Source organism: Myxococcus llanfairpwllgwyngyllgogerychwyrndrobwllllantysiliogogogochensis (genome assembly GCF_006636215.1).
Taxonomy (GTDB): Bacteria; Myxococcota; Myxococcia; order Myxococcales; family Myxococcaceae; genus Myxococcus; species Myxococcus llanfairpwllgwyngyllgogerychwyrndrobwllllantysiliogogogochensis.
The window spans coordinates 1-13,229 of sequence record NZ_VIFM01000296.1; the positions used below are offsets into that span (position 1 = coordinate 1).

Here is a 13,229-nt window from a genome sequence, read left to right on the forward strand (position 1 = left end):
GGATGGGGACGGGGCCGGCGGGGCTGGGCGTCTTGCACACGTCCGGGAAGGCGATGGTGTTCCCGTTGGTATCCTTGTGGACGACGGACAGCTTGTTGACACCGACGGTCGCGCTCATGACGGGTGACTCCTGACGAGGCCGGGGCCTCGTGTGTCTCAAGCCGAGTGTATCGCTCCCGGAGCGCTGGTACGAGCGGGGGTGGTGGTTCGTGGTGACGCCTCGTGGAAGACTCTGTTTTCAGGCGACGGAGGCCGAGGCGCGCATGGTGGGATGGGTCCAGGTGATGGGAATGTCGTCGTCGTTGGGGGGGCTGGTGCCCGCCTCGGCGGCGTTTCGAGCGGGGATGGCCTGGCCATCGGCGGCGCCCGACTTCGAGGTCTTCCTGAAGGGCGACGAGGAGCCGAGCCCCGTCACGGTGCACGCGGCGGGAGACGCCACCCTGGGTTTCTCCGGAGTGGGGCGACTGGTGGCGTTGCTGGCGGAGGCGCTGGTGGACCTGGGAGCGCGGGAGGACCTCCGGGCGCTGGGGCCGCACGCGGGGCTCTACCTGGTGTTGCCGGACCCGGAGGCTCGGGGTTTCACGACCCAAAAGGACCCGTTCGAGGAGGACCCGGACGAGGCATCGGAGCGCATCGCGTTGCTGGTGGACCGGCTGGTGAAGGGGACATGGCAGGCGTTGGGCCTGCCGGCGTGGAGGGGCTCCGTGAAGGCGTTCCACGCGGGGAACGTGGCCTTCGCGCAGGCGTTGGCGGCGGCGGGAGAGGACCTGCGAGGTTCGAAGGTGGAGCGCGCGCTGCTGTGCGCGGTGGATAGCTTTGTCTCGCCGGAGACGCTGACGTTGTTGCACCAGCGGGAGCGGCTCAAGACGCCGGGGATGGCCACGGGGCTGATGGCGGGAGAGGCCGCGGTGGCGCTGTTGCTGGTGCGTGAGCCGCCGGTGGAGCCGAGCCTCGCCGTCGTGAGGGTGGCGCAGGGGCGTGATGCGGCGACGCTGGATGGGGAGCAGCCACCGGATGGGCAGGAGCTGACGCGGCAGGTGCTCGCGGCGCTGGGGCCATGGGGGGCAGAGGCGTCCACGCCGTTGCTCGTGTCGGACCATGATGGCCAGTACGCGAGGGCGTTCGAGTGGGGGATGCTCCAGGTGCGCCTGAGGGACACGGATGCCCGCTTCGAGCGAAGCGCGGTGTGGATGCCCGCGAAGAGTTTCGGACACACGGGAGTGGCATCAGGGGCCGTGGCGACGGCGCTGACGTTTCGGGCACTGGAGCGGGGCTACGCGCCGGCGCCGATGGTGTTGGTGCTCTCCTCGGCGGATGCGGGGGAGCGGGCGGCAATCCACCTGACGGCGGGGCGCAAGCGGGGCACGTAGGCGGGGCTCAGAGCTCCAGGCCATCCCAGCCTTCGGCCTCATAGGTCCTGAAGCCCGTCAGCCCCGCCTGTTCGAAGGCGGCGAGGACGTCTTCGCGAATGAGGATGAGGCGGAGATACGTGGTGCAGCGGAACATCATGGCCTGTGGGCTGATGGTTCCAGGCTTGAGGACGAGATTGTTGATGCGATCAATCTGGTCCTTCGCAATGGCATCCATCCTGTAGTCAGAGCGCTCCAGGTCGATGGCATCTTCGGCGCCCTGCAAGTTGAGGAAGGCGTAATCCGGGCCGACGACACTTCCCTGTTGGTCCTTGACCACGACGGGGAGCCACTCGGCGTTGGTGACTTCCAGTGACTCGATAATCTTGCGTGCCCGTCCTGAAACCAGGAGGCCGCTCATCAGGTTGGGCTGGAAGTCGTAGAGGCTCCGGTCGTCGGGGTAGTTGTCCGAGAAGGAAACCTCGCCTCCCATGGGGAACTCTCTGGCGAGGCTGATTCCTTTCGAGAACTTCCATTTCGTTGGGCTGCCACGAGGGTATTCGTCGACGAACCCCGCTTCCACGGCCATGACCTTGAAGACGAAGTATTTCACAGCCGGTCCTGTGATCGAGCGCGCTTCATGATTCTTCTTCGGACTCTTCCATCCAACGAAGGAAGCGCATGGCGCCCACCAGTGCGAGGACGGGTTCCCCCTCTTCATCACTGAAGCGGATGGCGTCATGTTCGTCCGACAGGCTGACCTGAATGCAGTACATGGCCATGTCCTTGCCGGGTCGGACCAGGTCCTTCATCCGCGCGTCGATGACGCGAGAGTGCAGTTCCAGGACCTCGGTGTAGACCTCGTCCAGGGGAAGCAGAACCCCACGGACTCCCTCGCGCGCCGTGACGAAGCACGGCACCTGCTCCTCGAGGATGCGAGCGACGATGTCAGCGGGCTGTTCTTCGATGCAGTTGGCTTCGAACATGATGAACTCAGAGGTTAAGGCCGTTCCAGCCCTCAGCGTTGTAGACTTTGAAGCCAGTCAGCTCCGCTTCGACGAGGGCGGCATGAACATCTTCTCGAATGAGAATGAGACGGCGCTGCATAGTGCAGCGGAACATCTTTGCTTGGGGATTGATGGCGTCGTACTTGAGCACCAGATTCTTGACGCGGCCAATCTGATCCTTCGCCAAGGAATCCATTCTGTAGACCGAGCGCTCCATGTCGATGGCGGGCTCGGCGCCCTGCAAATTGAGGAAGGCGTAGTCGGGACCCACGACATTCCCCTTGTGGTCCTTGACGACGACAGGGAGCCACTCGGCATTGGTGAGTTCCAGCGACTCGATGAGTTTGCGTGCCCGCCCTGAAACGAGGAGATCGCTCATCAGGTTGGGTTGGAAATCGTAGAGATTCTGGTCGTCAGGGTAGTTCTTGGAGAAGGAGACCTCGCCACCCATGGGAAACTCTTTGGCGAGGCTGATGCCTTCATCGAACTTCCAGTCAGTAGGGCTCCCTTTGGGATACTCGTCGATGAACCCTGCTTCTACCGCCATGACCTTGAAGACGAAGTATTTCATGGGGGTAATGGCCGTAGGTCTTGAGCGGCTCAGAGTTCGAAACCGTCCCAGCCCTCGGCTTCATAGACTTTGAAGCCAGTCAATCCTGCTTGCTCAAAGGCAGCGTGGACATCCTCACGGATGAGGATGAGGCGGAGATATCCTTTGCAGCGGAACATCTTGGCCTGAGGGCTGATGGTTCCAGGCTTGAGGACAAGATTGTTGATGCGATCAATCTGGTCCTTGGCAATGGCGTCCATTCTGTAATCGGAACGCTCCATGTCGATGGCATCTTCGGCGCCCTGCAAGTTGAGGAAGGCGTAGTCAGGGCCCACGACATTCCCCTTGTGGTCCTTGACGACGACGGGGAGCCACTCGGCATTGGTGACCTCCAGCGACTCGATGAGCTTGCGAGCCCGTCCTGAAACCAGGAGGTCGCTCATCATGTTGGGCTGGAAGTCATAGAGATTCCGGTCGTCGGGATAATTGTCTGAGAAAGAAACCTCGCCACCCATGGGAAACTCCTTGGCGAGACTGATGCCTTTGTCGAACTTCCAGTCCGCAGGACTGCCACGAGGGTATTCCTCGATGTAGCCCGCTTCTGTTGCCCTGATCTTGAAGACGAAGTAGTTCATGGAACTGTTAGCCTTCTGCTTGAGAAGACTCAGATCTCCACGCCGTCCCAACCTTCGGCATCATAGACCCTGAAGCCTGTTAGCCCAGCTTCTTCGAAGGCAGCAAGGACGTCTTCTCGGATGAGAGTGAGGCGGGTTTCCGTGGTGCAGCGGAATATCTTGGCCCGAGGGCTGATGGCATCGGGTTTGAGTACCAGCTTCTCGATGAGGCCAATCTGGTCTTTTGCTAGATGATTTATCTCGTAGACGGAGCGGTCCATGTCGATGGCCGGCTCGGCACCCTGCAAGTTGAGGAAGGCGTAGTCGGGACCCACGACATTGCCCTTGTGATCCTTGACCACGACGGGGAGCCACTCGGCGTTGGTGACCTCCAGCGAGTCGATGAGCTTGCGTGCTCGCCCTGAAACCAGGAGATCGCTCATCAGGTTGGGCTGGAAGTCGTAGAGGTTCCGGTCGTCGGGGTAATTTTTTGAGAAGGAGACCTCGCCGCCCGAGGGGAACTCTTTGGCGAGACTGATTCCTCTATCGAATTTCCAATCGGTAGGACTGCCACGAGGATACTTCTCGATGAAGCCAGCTTCTTCTGCCATGACTTTAAGTACGAAGTATTTCATAGTCTTAAATCCTTTTATTAGTAAAGGGCGCCCCACTCGTAGCGACTTTTGGCTTTTAAGTCTTTGGGCGCATAGCGAACGAGGGCGTGTTTATATTCTTTGCCTTGGGTGACAGACGCCACCACTGCCCTACTCAGCTTTACGAGAAGGATCCAGTACCTGTTCTCGAGTTGCTGTAACTGTTTGAAGATGTCTTCCAGTAAGGCTTCGTGGGCTTGTTTTGAATCAATCTTTGCTTGGATATCCTTAGCGATGACCTTCATTTGTCGCATCACCTGCTGCGTGTAATTGGGATGGTCGCCCGGGTGTTGCAGGAGTGCATGGACTGGCACCGCCCAGGCCTGGTCTGGCAGCATGATGATGTTGTGGCCGTGATTGAGGTTGTACTCGGACTGGAGAATCAGCCGGAGCTGCTGGTACGTGAAGACCGTCCCATCCTCCAACTCGTAATAGAACGCCGAGCCCGGGAGGATGTGGTGGGCCTCCCATGCATACGGGTACTTCTGGAGCGCGGGCTTCTTCTCCTTGTCCTTCGCCCCTGGATTGAAGTTCTCCGGCGGTCCTCCCGGGAACTCCGCTGTCTCGCGCACCATGTCCCGGATTTCATCCAGGTGCGGATGGTCGAACACGCGGTACACGCCGCGCCCGTCCAACGACCCGATGTAGTTCGAGCCATTCTGCGCATAGTAACTATCCTTGCCGAGCACCCCGCGCGGCGGCGCGTTGCTGTCGACATGGTCGGCGTCGTCCGCGGACTCCTCCGCTGGCTTCGGCTTCTTCTTCTTCGCTTCCTTGGCCGCCGCGTACTTCCGGTCCCGGCTTCGCTCGAAGATGGACAAGAGTCGCTGCGACAGCGCCGTGTTCATCTCGTTCGCACTGAGGTTGCTCATGCGCACACCCACCTGGAGCGAGGCTGGCGCAAGGTCGCCACCTCTTGACGTCAATGCTGCCCGAAGGCTCGTTTCCAGGCTACGCTTGCCCGCACTTCTCCCATGGCTCGCCTGATTTCCCTTCGCGCTGACGCGGCTGACTCACTGGGTGAAAAACTGAGCCGGTTCGACCCCGGTGCCGACCGCCCCAGTCTCATTACCCGGCTCGACGGCATCACCCTCGACCTGCACCTCATCGCCGTCGCCACCCTGCTCGTCGACGGCAACCCCCAGGGGTTCTTCCTCAACCTCTGCCGGATGGCCGAGAACGCTCGCCGCCTCCACCTCCTCCTCGAGGCTCGCGGACTCCCTCCTCCCCCCGTCCGGCGCAATACCCCCCTGTTGGGTGCCCTCGCCGCCGGCCACTTCCCCCTCGCGGAGGCTGTCGCCGCCACCTCCAGCACCCAGTGGCAACAGGGCGCCGAGTACGAGGACGAGTTCCTCTGGGCCTCCACCCTCCAACTCCTCGCGCGCACCCCACCCGCCTCGTCCGTCGCCCTGGAGCGCGCGCTCGTTCCCCTGGAGAAGGTGGGCAAGGAGCCCTACGCCAGCCGCGTCGCCGTCGCTCGGGCCCTGGCCTCCGCCGACCGGACCGCCTTCGCAGAGGCCTTCGCCACCACGTGTCTCGAGTACGGCCTCTCCACCGAGAAGCGTGCCCGCTCACTGTCGACGCCCGTGACGTCCTTCGCGCCACATCGGTTCATCTGGCTGGAAGGACTCGCCCTGCTGCGGCTGGCCGAGCGCGCCGGCATCGCTCCCGAGGACACCAGCTTCCGCTATTGCCCTCCCCTCGCCCGCGTTCCCATGACGGTGACCTACACAGGCGACTGGGCCCTTCAGACGACTCCGACTGGGTAGCCCGCGTCACCGCAGACGATGGGCTGCCCGGCGACGCCCGCTCTCGGTTGTCACCCCGGGCCGGCGTGATGACGGAAGCGAACCTCGCCGCGCCGGCGCACGTCACCCCAGCCCAACAGATTGCCTGCGAGGGATCCCTGCCGCGCCGTCGCACGTCACCCCGGTCCGACGGGTTGCCCAGGAACGAGCCCCTCCGCGCCATCACACGTCACCTGGATGGAGCGCAGCTCCGTGGGCTCGCGCTGCAAGGTGAACGTCCCTCGCCACACGAGGAACAGCTTCATCGCATCCGTATCGATGACGACCGTGTCCAACTTCAACTCCAGGTCCGCGTCATCCAATCCCCGTGCTCGCGGTGCCAGCACCCGTGGCGCCGCCAGCGCGGGCAGCTTGAAGCCCATCACCCCCCCAGGCGCCACGTGCGCGAGCAACACGGACTCACCGCCCCGCAGGTACTCCGTGACGAGTTGGTCCTTGGGCGCCCCATTCAAGAATCGCCGGTCGAAGTCCTTCGGCAACAGCGGGCTGCGCGACTTGCGCCACGCGTCGTCATACGTCCCCGCATAGGACGCGCGCGGTTGCCAGTGCGGCTCGATGAAGCCGAACCCCGTGGGCGTCGGGCACTGGCCCCACATCTTCAACACCTCCGTGGGCGACTCCAGATTCGGCAGCCGGAGCCCTTCCTCGAACCGACTCCCCTTGGCTCGAAAGCCCGTGCCCAGTGGATTACGAGGCTCGAACGTGTGTTTCGCGGCGTCCTGCGCGCTCTTGTCCCAACCCCCGAAGGACCGCTCGTAGCGCAGGGGGATGCGCTCGAACGCCAGCGGCTGGGTGATGCCGATGCCACCCAGGCTCTTGAACCACGTCCTGTCTCCCACCACGCGCACCTGCTTGTGGATGGGCCCGACATGCAACTCCGCGAGCAACTCGCGCGTCCCCACCTTGGGCGCATGCGCGTGTCCCAGCAGCACCACGTCCGTGCCGACCTTGGTGAACGCGCTCTCGGGCTCCAGGCGCGGGCTGGAGGTCTCTGCTCCGTCCCAGCGCTCACCCGCTACCATCAAGGGAACCTGCTCCTCCGCGAGCACCGGCGCACCGCGAGGCTTCAAGTCGAACGTGGCCTTCACCACGGGCACGAACAGGGGCCGCAACACCTCATCGGTGAGGAACAGGGGCTCGAAGATGAAGGGGGTGCGATTCTCGGTGGACGGGTGCCCCATGTTTCATCTCTATCAGTCCTCGTGTGCCCGTGACAGGACACCCGCGCCACCCCAGTGGACGCGTGTGCGACGCGGATGCAAGCTTGCAGAACCCGCCCCGTGACACCCTCCCACCTCCAGCCAGGCCCGGACGAGACGCTCGACTCCATCGGCACGGCGGGCGTGCGCGTGTTTCAACGACGCAATGGCTACCGCTTCACGCTGGATGCCGTGCTGCTCGCGCACTTCGCGGCCACCGAATCCACCCCGAGCCCTGCGAGTCCTGTCCTCGAACTGGGCGCGGGCAGCGGCGTGGTGTCATTGCTCCTGGTGAAACAATTCGGGCTGGGGCCCGTGGATGCCCTCGAACTCCAGCCCGCCGTGTTCGCTCGGCTCACGCGCGCGGTGGCGCTCAATGCCTGTGAGGCCCGGGTGCGGCCGGTGCTCGGGGACCTGTGTCGCATCCGGGAGTTCGTCACCGGCGGTGCCTACGGCCATGTCGTGTCGAACCCTCCCTTCCGAGTCGCCGACGCGGGAGTCCGCAGCCCGGATGACGAGCGCGCCATCTCCAAGTCCGAGGTGGCCTGTGATGCCCAGGCCGTCATCACGGCGGCACGCTACGCACTCGCTCCCGGGGGCCTGGTGAGCCTGGTGTATCCCGCGGCGCGCGCGGCCGAGGTCCTTGGGTTCCTGGCCCAGGCGAAGCTGCATCCTCGCGTCCTGCGCTTCGTCCACTCGCGCGTGGATGCCCCCGCGACGCGGTTTCTCGTGCAGGCCGTGCGTGACAGGGACAGAGGCCTCACCGTGCGCCCACCACTCGTCGTCCACGGTGAAGGACCCGGAGGCTACGCCCCCGAGGTCGCCGCGCTGATGGACCCGCCCCTCGCGGAGCAGGCACCGCCTCCGAACGAGAGCGACTGAGCGGCTACCCGACCGGAGGTGCGGTGCGGCGCATCACCACGGCGCTGGCGGGACACGCGCCTCGAAGCTCTTCGGAGGCCTGGAACTCGGGAGGGAGGTTGGCTCGCTCGATGCGAGTGAACCCGAAGCGCGGGAAGTAGTCCTCCGCCGTCGTGGTGAGCAGGAACACCGTGCCGATTCCCTCTGCCTCCGCCTTCTGGACCAGCCGGTGAATCAGCTTTGCGCCCAGCCCCTGTCCCTTCCGCGCGGGGGCGATGACGACGGAGCGGAGCAAGGCGCCGGTGGCGTACACCTCGAGACCGGCGGCCCCGACGATGGCTCCCTCGTATTCGGCGACAAGGAACGCGGGCAGGTGGCGTGCGACTCCCTGGAGCGGAAGTCCCGCCGAGGTCAACAGGGCTTCGACAGGGCCCAGGTCCTCGGGTCGGGCAGGCCGCAGCGTGACAGTCATCGTGACCACTCCTCTCGGGACAGGAAGTCGACCACACGGGCACGGACTTCGTCTCGAATCTCGCGCACCCGCTCGACGGGCTTGCCCTTGGGGTCTTCCAGCGGCCAGTCGCCTCGCTTCAACCCCGGGACGACAGGACACGCATCGCCACACCCCATGGTGACGAGCCACTGGGCGTCTTGCGCCAGCGCGTCCGTGAGGAGCTGGGGCCGAGCCGTCGACAGGTCGATGCCTACCTCCGCCATGGCGGCGCGCACCTCGGGATGGACCTGCGTTCCCGGGTTCGTTCCCGCCGAGAGGGCCCGTGCCTTGGTGGGGTCCGCCATCGCGTTGAAGAAGGCCGCCGCCATCTGCGAGCGCCCCGCGTTGTGGACACAGGCGAAGATGACGAGGTTCATGTCGAGGCCTCTGGAAAGAATCCGCGCCGGAGCCACAGCGACAGATAGACGAGGGAGATGAGCGCGGGCACTTCAATCAAGGGCCCCACCACGCCCGCGAGCGCTTCGCCCGAGGCCATGCCGAAGACACCCACCGCGACGGCGATGGCCAGCTCGAAGTTGTTGCCCGCCGCGGTGAAGGAGAGCGAGGTCGTCTCCTCGTAGTTGAAGCCCAGCTTTCGCGAGACGAAGAAGGCGCTCGTGAACATGACGGCGAAGTAGACGAGCAGCGGCAGGGAGATGCGAACGACGTCCAGGGGAAGGCGCGTCATCTTCTCGCCCTGCATCGCGAACATGAGGACGATGGTGTACAGCAGCCCCAGCAGCGCCGTGGGCCCCAGTCGCGGGAGGAAGCGCTGCTCGTACCACGCCTCGCCCTTCCACTTCGTGAGCACCCCGCGAGTCAGCGCGCCCGCCACGAGTGGCACCCCGAGGAAGATGAGCACGCTCCGGGCGATGCTCCACATCGACACGTCGAACACCGCTCCCGTCTGGCCGAACCACCCCGGGATGACGGTGAGGAAGAGCCAGCCGAGCACCGAGTAGAAGAGAATCTGGAACACCGAGTTGAGCGCCACCAGGACGGCGGCCACCTCGTTGCTTCCACAGGCGAGCATGTTCCAGATGAGGACCATGGCGATGCAGCGAGCCAGTCCGATGAGGATGAGGCCGTTGCGATAGTGAGGCAGGTCCGGGAGGAACAACCACGCCAGGGCGAACATCAGCACCGGGCCCACGACCCAGTTGAGCACCAGCGAGGTGGCGAAGAGCTTGCCCCGCGTCTTCAGTTGCCCGAACTCGCCGTAGCGCACCTTCGCCAGCACCGGGTACATCATCCACAGCAGCCCCAGGGCGATGGGCAGTGAGACGGTGTCCAGCTTCACCGTGTCGAGCCGCGTGCCCAGGTCCGGGAATGCTCGGCCCAGGCCGATGCCCAGGACCATGGCCGCGACAATCCACACGGGCAGCAGCCGGTCGAGAAGGGAGAGCTTTCTGGCGACACCGACGGGGACTGTCGGCGAACTCATGGGAGCCTCAGGTGCATGCATCGGGGCCACACGCTTTCAGGAGTCGCGCCACTTCACGGCGAATCGCCTCCCGTGAAGCGAAGGCCGCGACGAGGGCCTTCACCTGGGAGTCGCACAGCGCATCCAATTGAGGGGAGAGCCGGTAGTACACCCAGCTTCCTTCCCGTCGTGACTCGACGAGGCCCGCGGCCTTGAGGACGGCGAGCTGCCGAGAGGTGTTGGACTGCGGGAGGTCGAGCGCGCGCTCGAGGTGACAGACGCACAGCTCCGAATGCGACAGGAGCGCGATGATGCGCAGGCGCGTCTCGTCCCCCAGCGCCTTGAGGGTCCGACTCAGTGGACGGACTTCAAGAGTCGAGGCGGTGACTGGCATGGTGACATGACGATATTCAAATATCGTCATGTCGACAATCGAAACTCCCGTGTCAGGCGGGGGAGGCGTGCCTGGGTGCTCGGACAGGTGACTCGGCTATTCGGCGCCCAGGGGCTTCGTGTTCGTCACCTGGAGGCCGCCACCCTCCGACGCGGTGATGAACACCTCGCTCCTCGCCGGCACGTCGAGTGTCAGGCGGCGCTGCTGCTTGCCCAGGGTGAACATCACCTTCAATTCGCGCCGCCCTGGTTTCACGTCCTGGATGACTCCACCCGAGCCTCCTTCGTCACCCTTGCGAGCGCCGTCCAGTGACACCTCACAGGACTTGAGACAGCGGACATGGAGACGCGAGGCGTCCGCGAGTCCCGCCTTCTCACGGGCCTCTTCGACGACCGCGAGCGCCCAGTGCTCCGTGAGGATGACCCGGCCCTTGGAGTCACCCTGATACCTGGCCTCCGTGCCCGCGGGCACGTCGATGTAGCTGGCGAAGAGCTTCCGCTGGAGCAACTCGGCCGTGCCCTCCACGCGGCGCTTGCCGGGCTCCACGTTCCGGAACTCCCAGGTCCGCTCGTCTCGACGCGTTCCCCTGCGCCCGTCGAGCATCACCGCGCAGTCTTCCAGACAGCGCACGATGGCCACGCTCTTCGCGGTGGAAGGTGGAGGAGGCGGCGGGCTCGGGGTGTGTCCGGAGACACGTGTGACTCGCGAGCTTCCCTCCACCCATTCAGGCGTGCCGGGTGAGGAGGTGCTCTCCTTCCGCACGACGATGCGCTGGTTGCTGACGAGATAGACGGTCGCCAGGGCCGTGTCGGGGATGTCCGCGAAGCCGCTCGCCAGGGGCCGGCCCAGCACACCCGTGGCCTCCACTCGCCGCGCTCCCGGGGCGATGCCCTGGAACTCCCAGAGGGCCTCGTTCACTCGACGCCCTCGCTTCCCGTCGAAGACCACCGTGCACGTCTCCGTGCAGCGCACGCTCACGGTGACGCCTTCTTGCGCGAGGGCCGGAGCGGACAGCGACAACGCCAGGGACAGGAACACGTCGCGGAGGGCCATGGACTCGCCAGTCTGGCGCCGGCCGTGCTCCGGGTCGAGCCGCCTTGACTGGTGGCCGTGAAGGGCGGAGCGGAGCGGCCGTGGGTCCGCCTGCCCTCCGAGGGAGGGGAAGGGGGCCACCCGTGCGACGCGCGCGGTCCGTTCCCAACGTACCCAGGTTTCCCGGATGGGCCCATGCATGGCCCCCCAGCAAGGAGAACAGGGCATGAACGCGGTGATGCTGACCGAGCAACCCGACATCCTCAAGGCGGCGGCCTTGCTGCCTCCGCGCCTGTCACTTGGCTCGACGATGGTGGTCCATGGGCTGGCCAAGCTGCGCAAGGAAGGCACCGAGCAGCACGCGGGCTTCTTCGAGCAGCTCGGGCTCACTCCCGCCCGGCCCCTGGTGCTGGCCACCGGCGTGACGGAGGTGCTCGCGGGTGTGAGCGCCATCCTGGGCTTCGCCACCCGGCCCGCCGCGTTGGCGGTGCTCGTCACCCAGGCTTTCGCCATTGCCAAGGTGCATGGCTCCAAGGGCTTCGACAACACCAAGGGCGGGTACGAGTTCAACGTCGCGCTGTGTGCCATCGCCCTCGGGTTGCTGCTGCGTGGACCGGGGCAACTGTCGGTGCACAGCGCCGTGGAGGGGCGGGTGAAGCGCAAGGAGCTGCGTCGGCTGAGGCTGCTGCCTCGTCAGCGCCGTCGGTCCTGGCTCTTGGACCTGCTCGGCTAGGGGGCCCGTGGGGGGAGTGAGGGTGCCCGGTGACGCACATGCCAGCGCCGGGGGTGGGGGGCGTGTGTCGCCTGCCCGGCTGCTGATGGGCCGGGCACATGTGGGTTGTCCCTGGAGGGCCCGGAGCCTCGTAAGATGCGCGGGCCCATGCTTCCGTCCGCCTTCGTCCTGCTGGCGCTCGCCACCTCGCCGGGTACCTCCCCGGCGCACGAGCCCGCCCCCGCCCACAAGTTCTCCACAGCGTCCGTCACCGAGAGCGCCGACCTGCTGTCCTCGGCGGGCTCACGGTCCGTGCGCGCCGCGATGGGTGCCGAGGCATCCATGGATGCGGTCGCGAAACGCGCAGGAGATGGATCCGCGCGAGCGGTGATGAGCGTGGCCTCAGCCGCGATGAGTGCGGGAGATGGATCCGCGCGAGCGGTGATGAGCGCGGATCATCAGAGCGTGGCCACCGCCATGCTGAGCGCGGGCTTGGGTTCCGTGCGCTCCGTCGCGAGCCAGTCTCCGTCGAGCGTGGCCACCGCCATGCTGAGCACGGGCTCGGGGTCCGTGAGCGCCGTCGCGAGCCAGTCCCCATCCAGTGTGGCCTCCGCCGCGCTCCGCACGGGGACTCAGGCCGTCAGCACCGCGCTGGTCCGGAACACTCCCGTCGCCACGGTGCAGCCGGCCCTGGCTTCTTCGTCAGACACCCCGCCCACCGTGCAACCCGCTCCCGCGCAGGGCACCGTCACCGACCTGGGCAGCGCGGCCGCCCGAGCCGGCGCCGGCGCCCTCCGTGCCGCGGCCTTCGCCCTGGGCTCGGGCTCCTCGGCCATCCCCTCCCCCGCCGAAGCCGAGGCCCACTACGCCCGAGGCCTCGAAGCCCTCAAGTCCAAGGACACCGCCACCGCCATCACCGAACTCTCCTCCTGCGTGAAGGGCCTTCCTTCCCGCGTGGACTGCCGCTGGGAACTGGGCTGGGCCTACTCCGTCGAAGGCCGCTGGGCGGACTCGCTCGCGCAGTGGACCGAGGTCCAGAAGCTCGCGCCCGAGCACCCTGATTTGGAAACCGCGCTCGCCCAGGCCCGGGGCCAGGCCGCCCTCCAGGCCCGGCTCTCCCAGTCCCCCCTGGCC

General features: G+C 65.7%; 17 protein-coding genes and 1 pseudogene. 5 read left to right on the top strand and 13 right to left on the bottom strand.

Features of this window, described 5'->3' with window-relative positions; genetic code table 11:
• Window positions 1–118: pseudogene (locus tag FJV41_RS54280) on the bottom strand (DUF4150 domain-containing protein); the annotation flags it as partial.
• A 145-nt stretch (window positions 119–263) separates the two neighbouring features.
• Between FJV41_RS54280 and FJV41_RS42015 the strand changes: the two are divergent.
• On the top strand, window positions 264–1,370 hold the full coding sequence (locus FJV41_RS42015) for a hypothetical protein (protein ID WP_141648254.1): 1,107 nt from the start codon (window positions 264–266) through the stop codon (window positions 1,368–1,370).
• A gap of 7 nt (window positions 1,371–1,377) precedes the next feature.
• Here the strand turns inward: FJV41_RS42015 and FJV41_RS42020 are convergent, their stop codons facing one another.
• Genes FJV41_RS42020 through FJV41_RS42045 form a run of 6 tightly spaced genes read right to left on the bottom strand, consistent with a single transcriptional unit; the run spans window position 1,378 to window position 5,045 of the window.
• The gene (locus FJV41_RS42020) at window positions 1,378–1,962 is read right to left on the bottom strand and encodes an imm11 family protein (protein ID WP_141648255.1); all 585 of its coding nucleotides are present in this window, start codon (window positions 1,960–1,962) and stop codon (window positions 1,378–1,380) included.
• Between the two features lie 25 nt (window positions 1,963–1,987).
• The gene (locus FJV41_RS42025; RefSeq protein ID WP_141648256.1) at window positions 1,988–2,335 is read right to left on the bottom strand and encodes a hypothetical protein; all 348 of its coding nucleotides are present in this window, start codon (window positions 2,333–2,335) and stop codon (window positions 1,988–1,990) included.
• A 7-nt stretch (window positions 2,336–2,342) separates the two neighbouring features.
• A complete protein-coding gene (locus FJV41_RS42030) occupies window positions 2,343–2,927 on the bottom strand; it encodes an imm11 family protein (protein ID WP_141648257.1) in 585 nt (194 codons plus the stop codon).
• Between the two features lie 29 nt (window positions 2,928–2,956).
• Window positions 2,957–3,541 (bottom strand): imm11 family protein, encoded by a 585-nt coding sequence (locus FJV41_RS42035; protein WP_141648258.1) that lies wholly within the window; start codon window positions 3,539–3,541, stop codon window positions 2,957–2,959.
• Window positions 3,542–3,570: 29 nt separating this feature from the next.
• Window positions 3,571–4,155 (bottom strand): imm11 family protein, encoded by a 585-nt coding sequence (locus FJV41_RS42040; RefSeq protein ID WP_141648259.1) that lies wholly within the window; start codon window positions 4,153–4,155, stop codon window positions 3,571–3,573.
• 17 nt (window positions 4,156–4,172) lie between these two features.
• Window positions 4,173–5,045 carry an MXAN_0050 family toxin nuclease gene (locus FJV41_RS42045; protein ID WP_181791302.1) on the bottom strand — a complete coding sequence of 291 codons (873 nt, stop codon included), beginning with the start codon at window positions 5,043–5,045 and terminating at the stop codon, window positions 4,173–4,175.
• Window positions 5,046–5,147: 102 nt separating this feature from the next.
• On the opposite strand from FJV41_RS42045, the gene FJV41_RS42050 reads away from it, so the two are divergent.
• The gene (locus tag FJV41_RS42050) at window positions 5,148–5,942 is read left to right on the top strand and encodes a hypothetical protein (RefSeq protein WP_141648261.1); all 795 of its coding nucleotides are present in this window, start codon (window positions 5,148–5,150) and stop codon (window positions 5,940–5,942) included.
• 155 nt (window positions 5,943–6,097) lie between these two features.
• Here FJV41_RS42050 and FJV41_RS42055 read toward each other — a convergent pair whose 3' ends face one another.
• Complete coding sequence (locus tag FJV41_RS42055; protein ID WP_141648262.1) at window positions 6,098–7,162, bottom strand: DUF2169 family type VI secretion system accessory protein; 1,065 nt, start codon at window positions 7,160–7,162, stop codon at window positions 6,098–6,100.
• Between the two features lie 75 nt (window positions 7,163–7,237).
• Between FJV41_RS42055 and FJV41_RS42060 the strand changes: the two genes are divergently transcribed.
• Window positions 7,238–8,062 (top strand): tRNA1(Val) (adenine(37)-N6)-methyltransferase, encoded by an 825-nt coding sequence (locus FJV41_RS42060; protein WP_141648263.1) that lies wholly within the window; start codon window positions 7,238–7,240, stop codon window positions 8,060–8,062.
• Window positions 8,063–8,066: 4 nt separating this feature from the next.
• Here the strand turns inward: FJV41_RS42060 and arsN2 are convergent, their stop codons facing one another.
• The 5 genes from arsN2 to FJV41_RS42085 form a co-directional block, all read right to left on the bottom strand.
• Window positions 8,067–8,513, bottom strand: coding sequence for an arsenic resistance N-acetyltransferase ArsN2 (gene arsN2 / locus FJV41_RS42065; protein ID WP_141648264.1), 447 nt, complete (start codon window positions 8,511–8,513; stop codon window positions 8,067–8,069).
• Window positions 8,510–8,911, bottom strand: a complete 402-nt coding sequence (locus FJV41_RS42070; RefSeq protein ID WP_141648265.1) for an arsenate reductase/protein-tyrosine-phosphatase family protein — start codon at window positions 8,909–8,911, stop codon at window positions 8,510–8,512. Before FJV41_RS42070 ends, arsN2 begins: the two co-directional genes overlap by 4 nt.
• Window positions 8,908–9,978, bottom strand: a complete 1,071-nt coding sequence (gene arsB, locus FJV41_RS42075) for an ACR3 family arsenite efflux transporter (protein ID WP_220137942.1) — start codon at window positions 9,976–9,978, stop codon at window positions 8,908–8,910. The genes FJV41_RS42070 and arsB overlap by 4 nt, the downstream gene beginning before the upstream one ends.
• A gap of 7 nt (window positions 9,979–9,985) precedes the next feature.
• Window positions 9,986–10,381, bottom strand: a complete 396-nt coding sequence (locus FJV41_RS42080) for an ArsR/SmtB family transcription factor (RefSeq protein ID WP_246137758.1) — start codon at window positions 10,379–10,381, stop codon at window positions 9,986–9,988.
• A gap of 66 nt (window positions 10,382–10,447) precedes the next feature.
• The gene (locus tag FJV41_RS42085; RefSeq protein ID WP_141648267.1) at window positions 10,448–11,404 is read right to left on the bottom strand and encodes a hypothetical protein; all 957 of its coding nucleotides are present in this window, start codon (window positions 11,402–11,404) and stop codon (window positions 10,448–10,450) included.
• 205 nt (window positions 11,405–11,609) lie between these two features.
• Between FJV41_RS42085 and FJV41_RS42090 the strand changes: the two genes are divergently transcribed.
• Together FJV41_RS42090 and FJV41_RS42095 are read left to right on the top strand one after the other, a co-directional pair.
• Window positions 11,610–12,116: a DoxX family protein gene (locus tag FJV41_RS42090; protein ID WP_141648268.1), complete on the top strand. Its 507-nt coding sequence runs from the start codon at window positions 11,610–11,612 to the stop codon at window positions 12,114–12,116.
• Window positions 12,117–12,263: 147 nt separating this feature from the next.
• Window positions 12,264–13,229 (top strand): tetratricopeptide repeat protein (locus tag FJV41_RS42095; RefSeq protein WP_368773780.1); only part of this gene is annotated, 966 nt, incomplete at its 3' end.

Excerpts from the sequence above, each read along its gene's own strand:
- FJV41_RS42025 (WP_141648256.1), bottom strand. The coding sequence starts at position 2,335 with ATGTTCGAAGCCAACTGCATCGAAGAACAGCCCGCTGACATCGTCGCT.
- FJV41_RS42090 (WP_141648268.1), top strand. The coding sequence starts at position 11,610 with ATGAACGCGGTGATGCTGACCGAGCAACCCGACATCCTCAAGGCGGCG.
- FJV41_RS42035 (WP_141648258.1), bottom strand. The coding sequence starts at position 3,541 with ATGAACTACTTCGTCTTCAAGATCAGGGCAACAGAAGCGGGCTACATC.
- FJV41_RS42080 (WP_246137758.1), bottom strand. The coding sequence starts at position 10,381 with ATGACGATATTTGAATATCGTCATGTCACCATGCCAGTCACCGCCTCG.
- FJV41_RS42070 (WP_141648265.1), bottom strand. The coding sequence starts at position 8,911 with ATGAACCTCGTCATCTTCGCCTGTGTCCACAACGCGGGGCGCTCGCAG.
- FJV41_RS42085 (WP_141648267.1), bottom strand. The coding sequence starts at position 11,404 with ATGGCCCTCCGCGACGTGTTCCTGTCCCTGGCGTTGTCGCTGTCCGCT.
- FJV41_RS42040 (WP_141648259.1), bottom strand. The coding sequence starts at position 4,155 with ATGAAATACTTCGTACTTAAAGTCATGGCAGAAGAAGCTGGCTTCATC.
- FJV41_RS42030 (WP_141648257.1), bottom strand. The coding sequence starts at position 2,927 with ATGAAATACTTCGTCTTCAAGGTCATGGCGGTAGAAGCAGGGTTCATC.
- FJV41_RS42055 (WP_141648262.1), bottom strand. The coding sequence starts at position 7,162 with ATGGGGCACCCGTCCACCGAGAATCGCACCCCCTTCATCTTCGAGCCC.
- FJV41_RS42015 (WP_141648254.1), top strand. The coding sequence starts at position 264 with ATGGTGGGATGGGTCCAGGTGATGGGAATGTCGTCGTCGTTGGGGGGG.
- FJV41_RS42060 (WP_141648263.1), top strand. The coding sequence starts at position 7,238 with ATGCAAGCTTGCAGAACCCGCCCCGTGACACCCTCCCACCTCCAGCCA.
- arsN2 (WP_141648264.1), bottom strand. The coding sequence starts at position 8,513 with ATGACTGTCACGCTGCGGCCTGCCCGACCCGAGGACCTGGGCCCTGTC.
- arsB (WP_220137942.1), bottom strand. The coding sequence starts at position 9,978 with ATGAGTTCGCCGACAGTCCCCGTCGGTGTCGCCAGAAAGCTCTCCCTT.
- FJV41_RS42045 (WP_181791302.1), bottom strand. The coding sequence starts at position 5,045 with ATGAGCAACCTCAGTGCGAACGAGATGAACACGGCGCTGTCGCAGCGA.
- FJV41_RS42050 (WP_141648261.1), top strand. The coding sequence starts at position 5,148 with ATGGCTCGCCTGATTTCCCTTCGCGCTGACGCGGCTGACTCACTGGGT.